This window comes from Sphingomonas panaciterrae (assembly GCF_036890205.1).
In the GTDB taxonomy this organism is placed as follows: Bacteria; Pseudomonadota; Alphaproteobacteria; order Sphingomonadales; family Sphingomonadaceae; genus Sphingomonas; species Sphingomonas panaciterrae.
Genome location: NZ_JAKNQR010000002.1, coordinates 476,577 through 493,923 on the forward strand (window position 1 = coordinate 476,577; position 17,347 = coordinate 493,923).

The 17,347-nt window shown below is 64.6% G+C and carries 11 protein-coding genes and 1 tRNA gene; 6 read left to right on the forward strand and 6 right to left on the reverse strand.

Features of this window, described 5'->3' with window-relative positions:
• Positions 1 to 30 precede the first annotated feature (30 nt).
• Positions 31 to 2,253: a phosphoribosylformylglycinamidine synthase subunit PurL gene (gene purL, locus L8F96_RS09265; protein WP_334655916.1), complete on the forward strand. Its 2,223-nt coding sequence runs from the start codon at positions 31 to 33 to the stop codon at positions 2,251 to 2,253.
• 66 nt (positions 2,254 to 2,319) lie between these two features.
• Positions 2,320 to 3,354 (forward strand): hypothetical protein, encoded by a 1,035-nt coding sequence (locus tag L8F96_RS09270; protein WP_334655832.1) that lies wholly within the window; start codon positions 2,320 to 2,322, stop codon positions 3,352 to 3,354.
• On the opposite strand, the gene L8F96_RS09275 is transcribed toward L8F96_RS09270, so the two are convergent.
• The 3 genes from L8F96_RS09275 to lepA form a co-directional block, all read right to left on the reverse strand.
• Complete coding sequence (locus L8F96_RS09275; RefSeq protein WP_334655833.1) at positions 3,332 to 5,362, reverse strand: caspase family protein; 2,031 nt, start codon at positions 5,360 to 5,362, stop codon at positions 3,332 to 3,334. The two genes, L8F96_RS09270 and L8F96_RS09275, sit on opposite strands and share 23 nt — an antisense overlap.
• Positions 5,359 to 6,021, reverse strand: a complete 663-nt coding sequence (locus L8F96_RS09280; RefSeq protein WP_334655834.1) for a hypothetical protein — start codon at positions 6,019 to 6,021, stop codon at positions 5,359 to 5,361. The genes L8F96_RS09275 and L8F96_RS09280 overlap by 4 nt, the downstream gene beginning before the upstream one ends.
• A gap of 264 nt (positions 6,022 to 6,285) precedes the next feature.
• Positions 6,286 to 8,082, reverse strand: coding sequence for a translation elongation factor 4 (lepA, locus tag L8F96_RS09285; RefSeq protein WP_334655835.1), 1,797 nt, complete (start codon positions 8,080 to 8,082; stop codon positions 6,286 to 6,288).
• A gap of 208 nt (positions 8,083 to 8,290) precedes the next feature.
• On the opposite strand from lepA, the gene L8F96_RS09290 reads away from it, so the two are divergent.
• The 4 genes from L8F96_RS09290 to L8F96_RS09305 all read left to right on the forward strand — a co-directional run bounded on the left by L8F96_RS09290 (position 8,291) and on the right by L8F96_RS09305 (position 10,867).
• A tRNA-Pro gene (locus tag L8F96_RS09290) sits at positions 8,291 to 8,367 on the forward strand.
• A 191-nt stretch (positions 8,368 to 8,558) separates the two neighbouring features.
• Positions 8,559 to 8,885, forward strand: coding sequence for a hypothetical protein (locus L8F96_RS09295; protein WP_334655836.1), 327 nt, complete (start codon positions 8,559 to 8,561; stop codon positions 8,883 to 8,885).
• A 118-nt stretch (positions 8,886 to 9,003) separates the two neighbouring features.
• On the forward strand, positions 9,004 to 9,849 hold the full coding sequence (locus L8F96_RS09300; protein WP_136451329.1) for a type 1 glutamine amidotransferase: 846 nt from the start codon (positions 9,004 to 9,006) through the stop codon (positions 9,847 to 9,849).
• A gap of 151 nt (positions 9,850 to 10,000) precedes the next feature.
• Positions 10,001 to 10,867, forward strand: a complete 867-nt coding sequence (locus L8F96_RS09305) for an aldo/keto reductase (RefSeq protein WP_334655837.1) — start codon at positions 10,001 to 10,003, stop codon at positions 10,865 to 10,867.
• A 130-nt stretch (positions 10,868 to 10,997) separates the two neighbouring features.
• Here the strand turns inward: L8F96_RS09305 and L8F96_RS09310 are convergent, their stop codons facing one another.
• From L8F96_RS09310 to L8F96_RS09320, 3 genes are read right to left on the reverse strand one after another with little or no spacing between them, the layout of a single operon-like run.
• Positions 10,998 to 12,545, reverse strand: coding sequence for an amidohydrolase (locus tag L8F96_RS09310; RefSeq protein ID WP_334655838.1), 1,548 nt, complete (start codon positions 12,543 to 12,545; stop codon positions 10,998 to 11,000).
• Between the two features lie 41 nt (positions 12,546 to 12,586).
• Positions 12,587 to 14,314, reverse strand: a complete 1,728-nt coding sequence (gene ggt / locus L8F96_RS09315; protein ID WP_334655839.1) for a gamma-glutamyltransferase — start codon at positions 14,312 to 14,314, stop codon at positions 12,587 to 12,589.
• The gene (locus L8F96_RS09320; protein WP_334655840.1) at positions 14,314 to 17,283 is read right to left on the reverse strand and encodes a TonB-dependent receptor domain-containing protein; all 2,970 of its coding nucleotides are present in this window, start codon (positions 17,281 to 17,283) and stop codon (positions 14,314 to 14,316) included. Before L8F96_RS09320 ends, ggt begins: the two co-directional genes overlap by 1 nt.
• Positions 17,284 to 17,347 lie beyond the last annotated feature (64 nt).

Here is a 17,347-nt window from a genome sequence, read left to right on the forward strand (position 1 = left end):
ACCGGCGGGCTTGGCCGCTATCGCGCGCGCATGACCGCCATCACGCCAGAAGTCGTCGCCGAGCACGGCCTTAGTCCCGAGGAATATGATCGCGTCCTCCATGCGCTCGGCCGTGAGCCGAACCTGGTGGAACTCGGCATCTTCTCGGTGATGTGGTCGGAGCATTGCTCCTACAAGTCGTCGCGAATCCACCTGAAGAAGCTGCCCACGGAAGCTCCCTGGGTGATCTGCGGCCCGGGCGAGAATGCCGGCGTCATCGACATTGGTGATGGCCAGGCTGCGATCTTCAAGATGGAATCGCACAACCACCCCTCGTACATCGAGCCCTATCAGGGCGCGGCGACGGGTGTCGGCGGCATCCTGCGCGACGTCTTCACCATGGGCGCGCGCCCCATCGCGAACATGAACGCGCTTCGCTTCGGCCGTCCCGATCACCCCAAGATGCGCCACCTGATCTCGGGCGTGGTCCATGGCATCGGCGGCTATGGCAATTGCGTCGGCGTCCCCACCGTGGGCGGCGAGGTGAACTTCCACCCCGCCTATGACGGCAACATCCTCGTCAACGCGATGACGGTCGGCGTCGCCGATCAGGACAAGATCTTTTATTCCGCCGCCAGCGGCATCGGCAATCCGATCGTCTATGTCGGCTCCAAGACCGGCCGCGACGGCATCCACGGGGCCACCATGGCCTCGGCCGATTTCGGCGAGGATGCCGAGGAGAAGCGCCCGACGGTTCAGGTCGGCGATCCCTTCACCGAAAAGCTGCTCATCGAGGCCTGCCTCGAGCTGATGGCCTCCGACGCGATCGTCGCAATCCAGGACATGGGCGCCGCCGGCCTCACCTCCTCCAGCGTCGAGATGGCGTCCAAGGGCGGCGTCGGCATCGAACTGATCATGGACGACGTGCCGCAGCGCGAAGAGGGCATGACGCCCTACGAGATGATGCTCTCCGAATCGCAGGAGCGCATGCTGATGGTGCTGAAGCCGGGCCGCGAGGCCTTCGCCGAGGCGATCTTCCGCAAGTGGGAACTCGACTTCGCCGTCATCGGCCATGTCACCGACACGGGCCGCATGGTGCTTAAGTGGAAGGGCGACACGGTCTGCGACATCCCGCTCGCCCCGCTCGCCGACGAGGCCCCGCTCTACGATCGCCCGCACGTCCCCACCCCGCCGGCCAAGGCGCTGGTCGACGTGCCGGAGTGCAAGGACATCGCAGCCGATCTCGTCACGCTGATGGGCTCGCCCGACATCGCCAGCCGCCGCTGGATCTGGGAGCAGTATGACCACATGGTCGGCGCCGACACGGTGCAGCGCCCGGGCGGCGACGCCGCGGTGGTGCGCGTCCACGGCACCGACAAGGCGCTGGCGATCACCACCGATTGCACCCCGCGCTATTGCTACGCCGACCCGGTCGAGGGTGGGAAGCAGGCCGTCGCCGAGACCTGGCGCAACCTCACCGCGGTCGGCGCAAAGCCGCTCGCGATCACCAACTGCCTCAACTTCGCCAACCCGCAGCGCCCGGAGATCATGGGCCAGATCGTCGGCTGCCTCGATGGCATGGCGCAGGCGTGCCGCGCGCTCGACTATCCGATCGTCTCCGGCAACGTCTCGCTCTACAATGAATCGAAGGCGACCGGCGGCGGTTCGGCGATCCTCCCCACCCCCGCGATCGGCGGCGTCGGCCTGATGGCGGACTGGACCAAGAGCGCCACCATCGCCTTCAAGGGCGCGGGCGACGTCATCCTGGCGGTCGGCACCCGCCGCGGCGATCTCGGCCAGTCGCTCTGGCTCCGTGAAGTCCACGGCCGTGAGGAAGGCCCCCCGCCCCGCGTCTACCTCGACAAGGAAAAGGCCACCGGCGATCTCATCCGCCACGCCATCGACCTGGGTCAGCTCTCCGCCGTCCACGACGTCTCGGATGGCGGCATCGCCGTCACGCTCGCCGAAATGGCGCTCGCCGGCAACATCGGCGCGATCATCGACCGCAAGCAGCCGTTCGACTGCGCGCATTCCTTCTTCGGCGAGGATCAGGGCGTCTACATCGTCACCGTCCACGATCACGCGCTGGCCGATTTCCTCCAGGCCGCGCTCGAGGCCGGCGTGGAAGCGGAGCCGATGGGCCGCACCGGCGGCAAGCGCCTGATCTTCGAGCGGCCCGACCGCGACGATGTCGTCACGCTCGACACGCTGCGCGACGCGCACGAGGGCTTCTTCCCGAAACTGATGAGCGCGGAGGTATCGCTGGAGGGCTGACCGGCCCTCCCGCCCCTCCCCGGCCCCTCTGTCCTACGGCTGCATGTTCGCGCTACGTTCCGCGACATGCAGCCAGCCCTTCCCAGCCCGCCCCCGGCGCAGCCCAACCCCGCGGCGCCCGACCCGCTCGCCTTCACCCCCGTCCCCCGCCGCGCCCGCCACGATGGCTGGACGGCGGAGCGGCAGCGCGGCTTCATCCGCGCGCTCGCCGAAACCGGATCGGTAAAGGCTGCCGCCCGCCGCATCGGCAAGACCACGGAGGGCGCGTACCAGATGCGCCTGCACCCCGGCGCCAACAGCTTCCGTGCGGCATGGGAGGCCGCGCTCGCCAGCGGCGTCCAGCGCCTCACCGATATCGCCATGGAGCGCGCGGTGGAGGGCGTCCCCATCCCCGTCTTCCACAAGGGCGAGCAGGTCGGCGAGCGCCGCTGGTACAATGACCGCCTGCTGATGTTCATGCTGAAGCACCACCTGCCCGATCGCTACGGCACCTCCGCGCTCGCCCCCGGCACCAGGCATCCCGAGACGATCGCGCGCGAGGCGGCGCAGCAATGCCCCGTCTGCCGCGAGCGCGAGGAAACCGCCGCCCGCCGCGCCTTCGCCGAGGCGGAGGCCGCCAAGCAGAGCAACGAGGAATTTCTCGTCCACCTCATGCGCACCTATCAGATCAAGGTGCAGGCCGAGCGCCGCGAGCGCCTCGCCGGCGATTGGGCCGCCGCCGATTTCTACCTGCGCCAGCTCAACTTCTTCGAGCTGATCCTCGAAGGCTGCGGCAAGCGCATGGACATCATCGACATGCACACCGTCAGCGGAAACCGCGACGACATGTACTCGCGGGAGATCAACTGCGGCCCGCTCACCCGCATCCTGGACGACATGCGCCGCGAGATCTGGGAAGCCGCCGGCGAGCCACCCCGCCCGCCGATCGATCTGCGCGACTTCCTGCCGTACACGAACATGAACCAGCAGGGGGATAATGCGCGGGAGCGCCAGCACGCGCGGGCGGAAGCGCAGAGGCGGATCGCGGAGTCGCAGGCGGTGTGGGAGGCGTCAGCGAAGGAGGAGACGTGGGCGGCGTTTAAGGCCGCTTCCGGGCGGTGAGCGGGGCTTGGCGAGTGGCGCGGACGCGAGCGGCCGACGATTGCTCGGCGGTGCCGGGCGCGTCGGTCGACGACGCGGGTTGAGGGGCGGGTGAAAGCTTGTTCATCAAGCGACCGCGTGCGCTGCCGTCAGGCAGCGATTTCCAATGTTTTGACGGGAACAGAAACCACGGCACGCGGTCGTTGAAGATCAGAGAACTCAGCATTGCTGCCAATCCCTCAGCTAAAGAGCTAGGTTGCGGAAATTCCGGCCATGCATTTTCAATATCTTCGACCGTCCACACCGTGTGACCGATTTGGAAGGTGGCATTAATGCCTGCCTCGATGCGCCTCGCGCCGAATTCTAGATAGTTGTCAGGTAGGTAGGCATTGATGGACAGATGGTCCAAATGGATGAGAGATTCGTCGAACTCATCCGCGAGATCAAACAGAGGAGCGGCTCTGAGGAGCACGGCTACCAACTCCGTTGGCTGAGCCACCAGGTCGAGCTGCTTTTCCAGCGTCCCCCTATGCCGAGCGAGGAGATAGGCGAGCGTCTTATCCGGTTCGATAAAGCGATTGGCCAGTCGCCCGCCGCACATGATCGCAGACAAGAAAAGATGGCCTACGAGCTGTTCGCCCTCTTCCTTAAGGCCGCTCGCGCTCATTGCGGTGAGCACGATCGCCGCGTGGGCTGCCTGCTCGTCATTCATGGACACAAGAGACAGGGCGTAGGTCTTAAACAACCGAGCAGATAGATTAGCCAGCAGCGATCTCGCGCTATCGTCCGCTTCACCAACCGCAACACACGTGTGGAAGACGTATCCGGCCCATCCAAGCAGACGGGTGAGCTTAATCGGCAAGCGATAAAGTTCTACCAAGCCATCATTAGTTAGTGCGAATTTGAATTCATCTATTGATGTAACAATATCAGTGAGCACGCTATTAACAAGTCGCGCGACCGCAGCACTCATTGCTTCGACTTCTTGATCCACCTCAGGACTGCCAAGGTAAGGCAATAGTGCAACGGCGCAGGCTGCACGGACCTCGATTTCGCGAAACATGTCTTTAGCGGTTGCCGCTTGCGCACCGAAATCGTCGGCGATCCTTCGGGCAAATGTGCTAAGCGCCTCGGGAGAGTTTCTCAGGCTGTTGAAGGCCGGCCTCAGCCGTTCGACGAAGGCTCTAGCATCCCATTTTTTTGTGAGGGTAACGTAAGGCTCCCATAGATTTGCAATGAGCGCCTTGATCTCCTTTGCACTTTCCGGTGCCGGCCACGCGGCCAACAAACTTTTCAGCGGGGCATTCCCAGTGCCAGCATGCGGGTTTTTGCAGAAGCTCGGTGGGCCGTACAGATTCAGGCCCCACACGACCGGGGTCTGTCCGCCCGCCATCCTTACTCGCGTGGATACGGCTCGGCCGATCTCGACCAGATCGAGCACCGCTGACGTATCTTGCAACACCACGTCGCCATTAATGCAGGCTAGGACGGCGGAAGTGCCGAAGCCGCCCTCTTCGTTTTCACCCGCGCCCTCGTCCGATGCGGCAGTAGCCAACAAGGAAATGCCCGGCGTTCCAAACTTACCGATCAGATCGGCTTTAAGAATCACGTTGAGGTCTGCAGTCAGGCCACCCGCCTCACACGCATCAATGATTATGTAGGCCTGTTGAGGGCCGGCCTCAGCGATCATGCGGAACAGGTCTGCAAGCGCAAAACTGGTGGCCGAGAGGGCATTAGGCCGAGACTCACGTGTGGCCATGTAAAAGCTACCGGCCGTCACACCGCCGTGTCCGGCAAAAGTGATCGTGAGCGTTTCAGGCGGGCACCCGCCAAACAGTATCTCCTTGAGCGCGTCTTTCACTTCGTCTGCAGTTGGCGACAACAGGATGCGAGACGTGGCCGGATCGTAGTCACCAATTTGCGGATTGATGAGCAATTCGAAAAGTTTCTGCGCGTCTTGCTCAGCCCCGCCTAACGGCCCCAAGTGGTCGTACTTGTTGCAGCCGATGGCTAGCAAAACGCGGTTCATCGCGGGGCCTTAAACTTTGCTTTACGCTCGGCTTCCTTTTGTAGCGCAAGCGCCATACGCTCCGCTTTCACGCGTTCGACCTCTTCGCCGAACTCGGGCGGTTGCGCCTCTAGCTCCGCTAAAAGCTTCTCGCCCATGTCGGGACCGACGTGGATTTGTGGAAACGAAACCTTGCCGTCACGATCCACACCGAATTCAATCTTCCTGAGCATTTCTAAAAGACTTTGAGCACTAGAACCAGTATCTTTATTGCTGACGATGTTACCAACTTTTTCGGCCGCTGCACCGACAACGCTATATATAGAGCGAATAAACTGACCACTCAGTTCTTCGACATTCTTTGACAGACCGGCCTCTATCAGTGTCAGATCATTGTCGGCTAACGCTACAAATGGAATGGTCCACTCACTTGAGAGAGTCTGCATGGCCGGCGCGTCGTCATCATCGTGGCCAGGGCGTACCCAGTTACCGCCATGAATATACTGGAGGACGTTGTTCTCGTCGATGAACATTTCTGTCTGACGCTTGCGCAACTCATTCATCATTACCATGTAGGCGCGATCGAAGCCATTTATCTGAGCATCATCCACAAAACAGAAGACACGTGATGCGCGCATCTTTTCAATTTTCTCTTGATTGAGTTCTTCGTGATCGTCCACGTTGTACCGCTCAGTACCTTGCCAAGGTTTCAGTCGCGGGTGCGGCTGCGCGCCATTTGTGGCCCCAATCGGCCGCCATTGCCAGATAGATAAGATTTGTAATTCGAAGGCGAAAAGAGGCGCAATTGTCGTGCGCTAGAGACTCGCTTTTCTAGGTCCGCCGCGGCAAAGCCGCGTCGTCGATCGACACGCCCGGTGGGCCCGGGCGGTCGTCGGCCGGGCGCGACGCTTTGCTGATTTTAGCGCGGCGATGCCGCGCTAAAATCAGGCGTCGTCGCCCATCCTCAACGCTGCAATGAACGCCTCCTGCGGGATGCTCACCGAGCCATATTCCCGCATGCGCTTCTTGCCTTCCTTCTGCTTCTCCAGCAGCTTGCGCTTGCGCGTCGCGTCACCGCCATAGCATTTCGCGGTCACGTCCTTGCGCAGCGCCGCGATCGTCTCGCGCGCGATCACCTTGCCGCCGATCGCCGCCTGGATCGGGATCTTGAACATGTGGCGCGGGATCAGGTCCTTCAGCCGCTCGCACATGCCGCGCCCGCGTGTCTCCGCGGTGCCGCGGTGGACGATCATGCTCAGCGCATCGACCGGCTCGTTGTTCACCAGGATGCTCATCTTGACCAGGTCGCCCTCGCGATAGCCGATCTGGTGATAGTCGAAACTGGCATAGCCGCGGCTGATGCTCTTCAGCCGGTCATAGAAATCGAACACCACTTCGTTCAGCGGCAGTTCGTACGTCACCTGCGCGCGCCCGCCGACGTAGGTCAGGTTCTTCTGGATGCCGCGGCGGTCCTGGCACAGCTTCAGGATGCTGCCGAGGTATTCGTCGGGGACGTAGATCGTCGCCTCGATCCACGGTTCGCTGATCATCGCGATCTTGTTGGGATCGGGCATGTCGGCCGGGTTGTGCAGCTCGATCATGCCGCCGTCGTGCGTCAGCTCGATCTCATACACCACGCTCGGCGCGGTGGTGATCAGGTCCAGGTCATATTCGCGCGTCAGCCGCTCCTGGATGATCTCCAGGTGGAGCAGCCCCAGGAAGCCGCAGCGGAAGCCAAAGCCCAGCGCCGCGCTCGTCTCCATCTCGAAACTGAACGATGCGTCATTGAGGCGCAGCTTGCTGATCGATTCGCGCAGTTTCTCGAAATCGTTGGCGTCCACCGGGAACAGCCCGCAGAACACCACCGGCTGCACTTCCTTGAAGCCCGGCAGCGGCGCGGCCGCGGGCTTCTTCGCATCGGTCAGCGTGTCGCCGACGCGCGCCTGCGCCACGTCCTTGATCTGCGCGGTGATGAAGCCGATCTCGCCCGGCCCCAGGTCCGCCAATTGCTCGATCTTGGGACGGAAACATCCCACGCGGTCCACCAGATGCTGCGTGCCCGCCTGCATGAAGGTGACCTGCTGGCCCTTCTTCAGCGTCCCGTCGATCACCCGCACCAGGATGACCACGCCCAAATACGGGTCGTACCAGCTGTCGACCAGCATCGCCTTCAGCGGCGCGTTGGGATCGCCCTTTGGCGCCGGGATCCGCTCGACCACCGCGTCCAGGATTTCCTCGATGCCAATGCCCGATTTGGCGCTGGCGAGCACCGCGCCGCTCGCGTCGAGCCCGATCACTTCCTCGATCTCGGCCTTCACCTTTTCCGGTTCGGCCGCGGGCAGATCGATCTTGTTGATGACGGGCACGATCTCATGGTCATGCTCGATCGACTGGTACACGTTCGCCAGCGTCTGCGCCTCGACGCCCTGCGCCGCGTCCACCACCAGCAACGCGCCCTCGCACGCGGCGAGGCTGCGGCTCACTTCATAGGCGAAGTCGACGTGCCCCGGCGTGTCCATCAGGTTCAGGACATGGCCCTTCCACTCCAGGCGCACCGTCTGCGCCTTGATGGTGATCCCGCGCTCCTTTTCAATCTCCATGTTATCAAGGACTTGCGCCGACATCTCGCGGTCGGTCAGCCCCCCGGTACGTTGGATCAGCCGGTCGGCCAGCGTCGACTTGCCATGATCGATATGGGCAATGATCGAGAAGTTACGGATCTTGGAAAGCTCGGTCGCCACGAAATTCTGCCAGCTTGAGTGAGTGCCGCGCGCGTTAGCACCTCCCACGCCCAATGCCAAAGCATCCCGCCACCGCGGCGCGCTGAACACCCGGCCGAACGAGCCAAAACACGTTCGTTCAGCCCCGCAAATTTAGCCTCTTGCCCCGCAAAATTTCGTTGATATAAGCCGCCGCCTGTCACCGGCACCTGCCGGTTGGCACCCTGGTCGGGGAATAGCTCAGCCTGGTAGAGCACTGTGTTCGGGACGCAGGGGCCGGAGGTTCGAATCCTCTTTCCCCGACCATTTAACTTTCCATCATCTCCCAGATAGCCGGTTTTCCGGCATACGCCGATGAGCGGCGCGGGCGCACCGTGCCGCCCCGCTCGTCGCACATTCGTGCCCGTCTGCCGAAAGGCACTGTTCTCCTGCCCGGAACGATGGCCTCCCCGTGCCCGTTCCCTCAACAGGCGCCTCAAGCGCCAGGAGACGTGTAGATGCGTAACAAGCTCACGGGGCTCTTTGCTGCCCTCGCCATGACGTTCACCGGAGTTGGTGTAAGCGTCGTCACCACGACCGAGGCGCAAGCCCAGTCGTATCGCGGCGGCGACCGCGCTCATCGCCATTATCGTGGTGACCGCCGTCACTACAAGAAAAGTCCGCGGCGATACTATAACCAGCGCGCCTATCGCGGCTATCGCGATCCGCGGGGCTATCGCAATTACCGCGCCGAGCGGACGCGTGCCTATCGCCATTACCGTGCCGAGCGTGCGCGCGCCTATTATGGCCGGCCGGGCTATTATTACGATCGCCGCTATCGCTGATTGATCCAGGAGTGATCCGAAAGGGCGGCTGGGTTCACCCAGCCGCCGCCGGCATCGCCAGCCACGGGCCCATCTTGGCTTTCATGCGTTATCCCGGCTCAATCATCCGGGCCGCACGTTGAACCACTTCCTCGTCGCAGAAAGCGAAACTCCCGAAGAGCGTGAAGCGCGGCGCCGCTATGTCGGCAAGAGCGCTGGAGAGACATACGCCGCAACGCTGCGCCAGCTCGCACCGGGCTGTTCGATCGAGTTGGTCGAGCCTGCCGATGAGGGCGCCCCCTCATTCCGGCCGGACGAGCTGAAACGCTATGATGCGGTGTTCCTCTCCGGCTCGCCGCTGCACGTTTACCAGAAGACTCCCGCCGTCGAGCGTCAGTTGGACTTCATGCACGCCGTGTTCCGTGCGGGCACTCCGTCTTTTGGTTCTTGCGCCGGCCTGCAGGTTGCCGTGGCCGCCGCGGGCGGCAGCGTGCGCCCCATGCCGCAGCGCATGGAAGCCGCCATCTCGCGCCGCATCACCCGCACGGCCGCAGGACATGACCATCTCCTGCTGCATGGCCGCGCGCCCACTTGGGATGCGCCAGCGGTACACACCGACGAGGTCGAGCGGCTTCCCGAGGGCGGGATCCATCTCGCCGGCAACGACGTGACCAACGTGCAGGCCGCCGAGATCAGCCACGAACGCGGTATCTTCTGGGGCGTCCAGTATCACCCCGAACTCTCTCTGCGCGAAATTGCCGTTGCCCTGCGCCGGCAGGCAGCGACGCTGATCGAGGCCGGCCTTGCCGAGCAGGAGGAGGACGTGGAGGGCCGGTCCGTCCTGCTGGAACGCTTGCACTACGCGCCTCAGTCACGGTCGCTGCGCTGGATGCTGGGCGTGAATGGCGAATTTGCCGACGAGACAGGACGGCGGCGCGAGCTCAACAATTTCATCGCCGCGCTGCCCGCGATCGATCGCAGATAAGCCCGCCGCTAGGCGTCCATGCCGCGGCGCTAAGGCGGGCGGCTGACCCAAGTGGAAACCCGCATCTACAACGGAGCAGAAACCGATGATGGTCGCGGCGCCGATCGTGCACGTCGGAGTGTCGCACGGGGCCAGATAACAGGTGAGAGACATGCTACTCGACGAAACCGCCGTCCTCGCCAACGGCAACCACATTCCGCGGCTGGGCCTTGGCACCTGGCAGATCCCCAATGACGACGCGGCCCGGGTGGTCCATGATGCCATTGCGATGGGCTACCGCCTCATCGACACGGCGCAGGCCTATGAGAACGAGCGTTGCGTCGGCCAAGGCATCCGCGAGAGCGGCGTGGAGCGCGAGCGGCTTTTCGTCACGACCAAGCTCGTCGCCGAGTGCAAGACCTTCGAAGATGCCCGCGAGAGAATCTATGGGTCGCTGGACGCCCTGGGCCTCGAATATATCGACCTGATGCTGATCCACAGCCCGCAACCATGGGCCGCCTTTCGCGAAGACGAGCGCTTTTTCGAAGGCAATCTGGAAGCATGGCGCGCACTTGTAGAGGTTTATGCCAGTGGCACCCTGCGCGCGATCGGCGTGTCGAACTTCGAACCCGCTGATCTCGACAACCTCATCGAATTCGGATCCGTAGCACCGATGGTCAATCAGGTGCTTGCCCATGTCGGCAATACGCCGTTCGACCTGATCGACTATTGCCGCGCCCGCAACATCCTGGTCGAAGCCTATTCCCCCGTCGCGCACGGGGCTGCACTGCAGAGCAGCAAGCTGGCGGCCATGGCGGACGATTACGGCGTCACCGTCGCGCAATTATGCATTCGCTACTGCCTGCAGCTCGATCTCGTTCCGTTGCCCAAGACGGCCAACATCATCCACCTGCGTGACAATGCCGACGTCGATTTCGTCATTTCGGAAGAAGACATGACGAAATTGAAGGGTGCCACGGACGAGATCGACTATGGCGAGGCAGCACGCTTTCCGGTTTTCGGAAGGAAGCGCGTTTAGCGCGGGCAGCATGGCGCCAAACGCGCCAACTCAATTCACGCGGCGCGGCGCCCCCGTCCAGCGGCACGTGCCGACATGAACGGAGAGTGCCGCCGAGGAAGCCAAGCGGCAAACCGAACACCCGCCAGGTTTATTCCGCGCCTGCGGCCGCCGCCATCGGCTTGCGATAATCGAGCGCCGGCGCACGATCGCCCAGCAGCGCCTCATATTTCCAGTCGGCACCGCGCAGCTTCACCAACTCCGCCTTGGCCTCGGCCAGCACCTGCGGGCTGCGGAACAGCTCGGCCGCGGTCAGCGCGATCGTCTTGGCCGCGACCACGCCGCCCTTGGCGCCGATCGAATTGCCCGATGCGGCGACCGCCTGCCAGCTGTGCGCCGGCGTGCCCGGCACCCAGGTCGCCGTGCCAAGACCGACGGTCGGCGTGACCCAGCTGATATCCGACACGTCGGTCGATCCGCCGCCATCGCCGCGCCAGATCTCACCGACCTCGGCCGCGCTGGTCAGCGGCTTCTGCGCCGGCAGCGTCTTCTGGATCGTGGCGGCCCATTCGCGTTCCTGCGGGGTCCATTTCGGCGCGCCGACCGCGGCGAGATTGCGGTGCATCACGGCCGCCAGCGTATCGTTGCCAAGCATCGAATAGACGCCGCCGGTCGCCTCGAACTCCTGCGTCGTGCCGGTCGCGATCGCCGCGCCCTCGGCGGCCTTCTGCACCCGCGCCATCACCGATTTGACCACCGCGGGATCGGTATGGCGGACGTAATAATAGCTCTCGGCAAAGTCGGGCACGACATTGGGCGCCTCGCCGCCATTGGTCACGACATAATGGATGCGCGTCGACATCGGGATATGTTCGCGCAGGTAATTGACCGCGACGTTCATCACCTCGACGCCGTCCATCGCGGAACGGCCCTTGTCGGGGGCAGCCGAGGCGTGCGCGCTGAGCCCGCGGAAACGGAACTTGCCCGAGATATTCGCCTGGCTCTTGCCCACGCTGACGCTGTTGGAATCGCCCGGATGCCAGTGAAGCGTCGCATCGACATCGTCGAACAGCCCCGCGCGGACCATATAGACCTTGCCCGAGCCACCTTCCTCGGCCGGGGTGCCGTAGATGCGCAGCTCGCCCGCCACCTTGTTGGCGACCATCCAGTCCTTGATCGCCAGCGCCGCCGTGACGCTCGCCGCGCCGAAGATGTTGTGGCCGCAGGCATGGCCGGCAACCTTGCCGGGGATCACCTGCTTCTCGGGCGCGGTGGTCTGCGCGAGGCCCGGCAGCGCGTCGAATTCCGCCAGCACCGCTATCACCGGGCCCTGGCCGTTCTTGAACGAGGCGACGAACGCGGTCGGCATCCCCGCCACACCCGGCGTCACGGTGAAGCCACCTTTCTTCAGCTGCGCCTGAAGCAACCCGGAGCTTTTCGTCTCCTGATAGCCGACCTCCGACAGGTCCCAGATCGCCTTGGCGGTGGCGGCCAGCGCATCGCCGCGGCCGTCGACATTGGCGATGATCGCGCCACGCTGCGCATCGGGCAGCGCCGTTGCCAGAGCCTGGGCCTGTGCCTGTGCCTGTACCTGTGCTGGGGCCTGGGCCTGGGCCTGGGCCTGGGCCTGGGCCTGGGCCTGGGCGGCGACGGGCAACAGCGCGGTCGCGCTCAACAACAGGCTGGCAATGCGCATCATAAGCGATCCTTGGGTCTGATGGTTGGTGAGGTCGGGCGCGCTTACTTCACCCCGATCGCGGCCGCATCGGGGCGGCGGGAATCGGCGGCGCCGAGGAAACGCGTGCCCTCGACCATGATCGACTGGGTGCTGCCCATCGTGTTAGACGGCCGCACCTTGTGCCCGCGCGCCTCGAGCATCGGAATGATGTCGGGCGAGAAGCCTTCCTCCAGCTCCAGCGGAGCGTCCCCGCCACCCTGGTTCACGCGCGGCCGCTGCGCCGCTTCGGCGACGTTGAGGCCGTGATCGAGGACGTTGGACAACAGCTGAACCATCGTCGCGATGATGTATCCGCCGCCCGGCGTGCCGGTGACCAGCCAGGGCTTTTCATCCTTGAACACGATGATCGGCGTGATCGTCGATCCGACGCGCTTGCCCGGCACCGGCAGCGTCGCCTTGTCGTCGCCCTTGCGGCCCCAGGCGAGATTGCCCAGCGAATTGTTGAGCAGCACGCCAGTCCCCGGCGCGACGACATGCGCGCCATAGGATGCCGACAGCGTATAGGTGTTGCTCACCGCATTGCCGGCCGCGTCGGCGATCGAATAATGCGTCGTGTCCTGGCTTTCATAGGGGTAGGGATTGCCGTCGGCGGCTTCCTTCGCCCCCATCGCCCGATCGGGGCGGATCAGCTTGGCGCGTTCGGCGGCATAGCCCTTGGACGCAAGCCCCTTGGTCGGGGAGCGCCAGTCCGGCCCGCCACCCACCCGGCGGCGATCGGCCGATACCAGCTTCATCGTTTCGGACAGCAGGTGAAGGTTCGCCACCGATCCCCAGCGCTGCTCGCGCACGGGGAAGGTTTCGAGGATGTTCATCGCCTCCGCGACGCTAACGCCCGACGCGGTCGGCGGCATGTACGCGATCTTCTGCCCGCGATAGCTGGACCAGATCGGCGCCGAGACGATCGCCTTGTAGCTGGCCAGATCCCTGGCATCGATCACGCCGCCGCCGGCCTTGATCCCGGCGGCGAGCCGCTGGGCGAGCGGGCCGGTGTAGAAACCGTCGCGGCCCTTGGCGGCGATCACCTTCAGCGTGGCGGCAAGATCGGGCTGCTTCCACAGCTCGCCGGGCGCATAGGCGCTGCCGTCGGGCTTGAAGAACATCGCCAGCGCGGCGGGATCATCGGCCATCGCGTCCTTCTGATCGGCGTTGGCCTTCGCCTCGTCGTCGGACAGGATGACGCCCTGTTCCGCCATCGCGATCGCCGGGGCGATCAGCGTGCCCCACGGCATCGAGCCGAAACGCTTGTGCGCTTCCCACAGGCCCGCGACGGTGCCGGGGATGGCCACGCCCTTCATCGAATAGCCCTTGGCCGGATCGAAACGGCCATTGGCGCCCAGCAGCAGGTCCGGCTTGGTATGGCGGCTGGCCTGGCCGTAATAATCGATCGCAATGTCCTGCGCCGGCTTGCCGTCCTTGGCGGCCATATGGACCAGCATATAGCCGCCGCCGCCGATGTTGCCCGCGCGCGGCAGGGTGACGGCGAGCGCGAAGCCCATCGCGACCGCCGCGTCGACGGCATTGCCGCCCTTGCGCAGGATTTCCGCACCGACCTTCGATGCGATCACATTCTGGCTGACGACCATGCCCCCGCGGCCGATCACCGGCTTGTGGATCTGGTCATAGGCGACGATGTCGCCGCCGGTTCCGGTGCGGGGGGGCGGTGCCCCCTCCTGCGCCAGAAGCGGTGTGGCAAGCGCGAGAAGCGCGGCGGCGGTGGCGAAACGGCGCATCAGAAGGTCGACCGCAGGTTGGCGTACCAGTAGCGCGAATAGGGCGTGTAGAGCGAGCCCAGGAACCCGTTCGTCGCCAGCGGCGGCTGCTTGTCGGTCAGGTTGCGCACGCCGATGCGGAAACGGTGCTGCCCCTCGCCCCGGCTGCGGTCGCCGAACTCGACCTGGCCATACAGGTTGATCGTGGTGCGTCCGCCGACCCGCCACGGCACGCCGTTCACGGTGCCGTCGGTGTCGTAGACATCGCTCGTATAGCTGGTGAAGGTGCCGACCTGGAACGGCCCGGCGGACCAGGTTAGCGATCCGGTGACGCGCCATTCCGGCTTCCCGTTCTGGCGCACCAGCTCACCCCCGTCGACGATCACGATATCGCGGTTGATCGTGCCGGCGGCACGCGCGTCGATCAGCGTCTGCACGCCGGGCGAGGGCGTCAGGAAATAGGATTTCAGATAGGCCGCGTTGACGTTGGCGACGATCCGGCCGATCCCGAAATCGCGCACCCGCCAGTTGATCCCGAAGTCCCAGCCCGACACGCTCTGCGGCTGAAGGTTCTGATACTGGTCGTTGACGAACTGCACGCGGCCGACCGGCGCGATGCCGCTGCCGTTGAACAGCGCGATGTCGTCCGCGGTGGGGGCGCTGCGGATGACGTTCGCATCGCTCGACCCGCCGACACGCAGCAGGTAATCGTTGATGAGGGCATTGGCCTCACCAAAGATGCCGACGATGTCGCGCTGCTTGATGTTCCAATAGTCGGCGGTCAACGTGATCCGGCCCACCGCATCGTCGAGGAACGTCGGCTGAAGGACGACGCCGGCGGTCCAGTTGGTCGACTGTTCCGGCTTCAGATTGGGGTTGCCGGCGCGCTGTGCGGTGGTGGCGAAGCTCTGCGTGCAATTGGTGAAGGAGCTGATCGCCCCGGTGCGCAGCTGCGCCTCGCAGCGGATCGGATCGAGCCGGGTGTTGGACCGGGTGACGAGCTGGGCGTTGACCTGTTCCAGGTTCGGCGCACGGAAGCTTTCGGCATAGGAACCGCGCAGGCGGATGCCCGAGACGACATCCCAGGCGGCGGCGATCTTCGGCTTGGCGACCGAGCCGGCGTCCGAATAATGTTCAAACCGCCCGGCCAGCTGGAATTCGAGGCGATTGACCAGCGGAATGTTCATGTCCGGCGAGATCACCGGGACGGCGGCCTCGACATAGGCGCCAAAGACGTTGCGACTGCCGCGGGTGTCGGGCGAGTTGCTGGTGCCGACGAGGTCCGACGGATTGACGAAGCCGGTTACGCTGTCGCGGAACTGGATGGTGCCGTCGACGCGCGGATCGCGATCGTCGAGCTGCGTCTCGCGCCGCCCCTCGATGCCGAAGGCGATGCCAAGGTTGCCGGCGGGCAGCGCCAGCAGGTCAGCCTTCGACCCCTTGAGGTCGGCGAGTGCCAGCGTCGCCTTGCTGCGGCGCGTGGTGTTGATGCGGACCGCGTCGATCGCCGCCTGGTTCGACAGCGTCGTGTCGGCGAGGCTGGGCGAGCCGAGGTTGCCGCCGTTGAACGGATTGTACGCATCCGGCGTCGACAGGCCGAGCTGGCGCTGCAGCAGGGTGGCGCTGATGCCGGTCGAGGTGTCGGTAACGGTCGCTTCCGAATAGAGCGCCGCACTTTCGAAATCGATGCCGAACAGGTTGAAGCGGACACCGGCCAGCGCACGCCATTGTTCATTGTCGACGTCGACGATGTTGGGGCCGAAGTCGGAGAAGTTATAGCTGGTCAGCGTGACGTCGAGGCCACCCGCCGGCGTGTTCAGGCCGGGGATGCGCCCCGCGCTGCCCACTGCGCCGAACGGATTGTAGTAATTGCTGGCCGGAATCACGATCGGCCCCGCGGCGAGCGTGCCCGGCGAGCTCTGGATGCTGTTGGTCGTCGCGCGATAATAAGCCGCCTCGCCGAACACCTCCAGCGTGTCGGTCAGCTCGTAATTGCCGTTGGCGAACAGATTGTAGCGTTCGACCTTGGGCAGGATCGTCCGGTTGTACGCGCGGGTCTGGTCGAAGCGCAGGTTGCGATCGCCCAGTGCGGTGTTGTTGCCATCGTCGATACAGATCGCCGCGTTCGACGGGACACCCGCGGTGCAGCCGCCGTTGGTGGTGGGCTGGATGTGGAACACGCCGGCCGCGCTGGTCACGAGCGCGCCGGTGGTGCCGCTGCCCTGCCGCACCGGTACGCCGCCGCGGGTGGTGAACACGCCCCAGGGCGTGATCGTCGAGCGGCCGTCGATCAGCGTCAGCCCCTCCAGCGCGGTGCCGACGAACAACGGGCTCTTGTCGTCCGAGGCGGTATAATCCTGGTCCGCGGCGCGCATCATGGTGCGCGACTCCCGCGAGGCGAAGATCGTGATGTTGCCGCGATCGCCCAGCCGGGTGCCGGCGAGCAGGTTCAGGTTGGTTTCGAGCAGGTTGGTGTCTTCGCCGAAGCCGACCTGGCCCTCCATCTGGACGCCCTGGAAGTCCTTCTGCAGCACGGTGTTGACCACGCCGGCGACCGCGTCAGAGCCGTAGATCGCGGCCGCGCCGTCACGCAGCACTTCCAGCCGCTCGATGCCGAATGCGGGGATGGTGTTGCTGTTGACGGTCAGCACGGGGACGAGATTCTCGTTCGCGCGGCTGGTCGGGTGATTGACGACGCGGCGGCCGTTCAGCAGCACCAGCGTGTTGCCGACGCCCAGGTTGCGCAGGTTCACCGAGCCAACGTCGCCGCGCGCCGCGTTCGAGCTGTTAGGCAGATAGCTGGCGTTGAACGTCACGTCGCCCAGCTGCGGGATCGAACGCAGCAGTTCGTCGCCCGAGGTCGCGCCAATCGCCGCCATATCTTCCTGACCCACGACCGTGACCGGCAGCGCCGCGGCGACCGAGCTGCCCCGGATCTGACTGCCTACGACGACAATATCATCGGTCGGCGCGACCGGATCGCCCTGCACGGCGGCTTCGACGGCCTGGGTTGCGGCGGATTTGTCGGACGAGGGCGCGGGCTGGCTTTGCGCA

Coding starts and splice junctions, on each gene's coding strand:
- ggt (WP_334655839.1), bottom strand. CDS start 14,314: ATGCGCCGTTTCGCCACCGCCGCCGCGCTTCTCGCGCTTGCCACACCG.
- purL (WP_334655916.1), top strand. CDS start 31: ATGACCGCCATCACGCCAGAAGTCGTCGCCGAGCACGGCCTTAGTCCC.
- L8F96_RS09310 (WP_334655838.1), bottom strand. CDS start 12,545: ATGATGCGCATTGCCAGCCTGTTGTTGAGCGCGACCGCGCTGTTGCCC.
- L8F96_RS09305 (WP_334655837.1), top strand. CDS start 10,001: ATGCTACTCGACGAAACCGCCGTCCTCGCCAACGGCAACCACATTCCG.
- L8F96_RS09295 (WP_334655836.1), top strand. CDS start 8,559: ATGCGTAACAAGCTCACGGGGCTCTTTGCTGCCCTCGCCATGACGTTC.
- L8F96_RS09275 (WP_334655833.1), bottom strand. CDS start 5,362: ATGAACCGCGTTTTGCTAGCCATCGGCTGCAACAAGTACGACCACTTG.
- L8F96_RS09270 (WP_334655832.1), top strand. CDS start 2,320: ATGCAGCCAGCCCTTCCCAGCCCGCCCCCGGCGCAGCCCAACCCCGCG.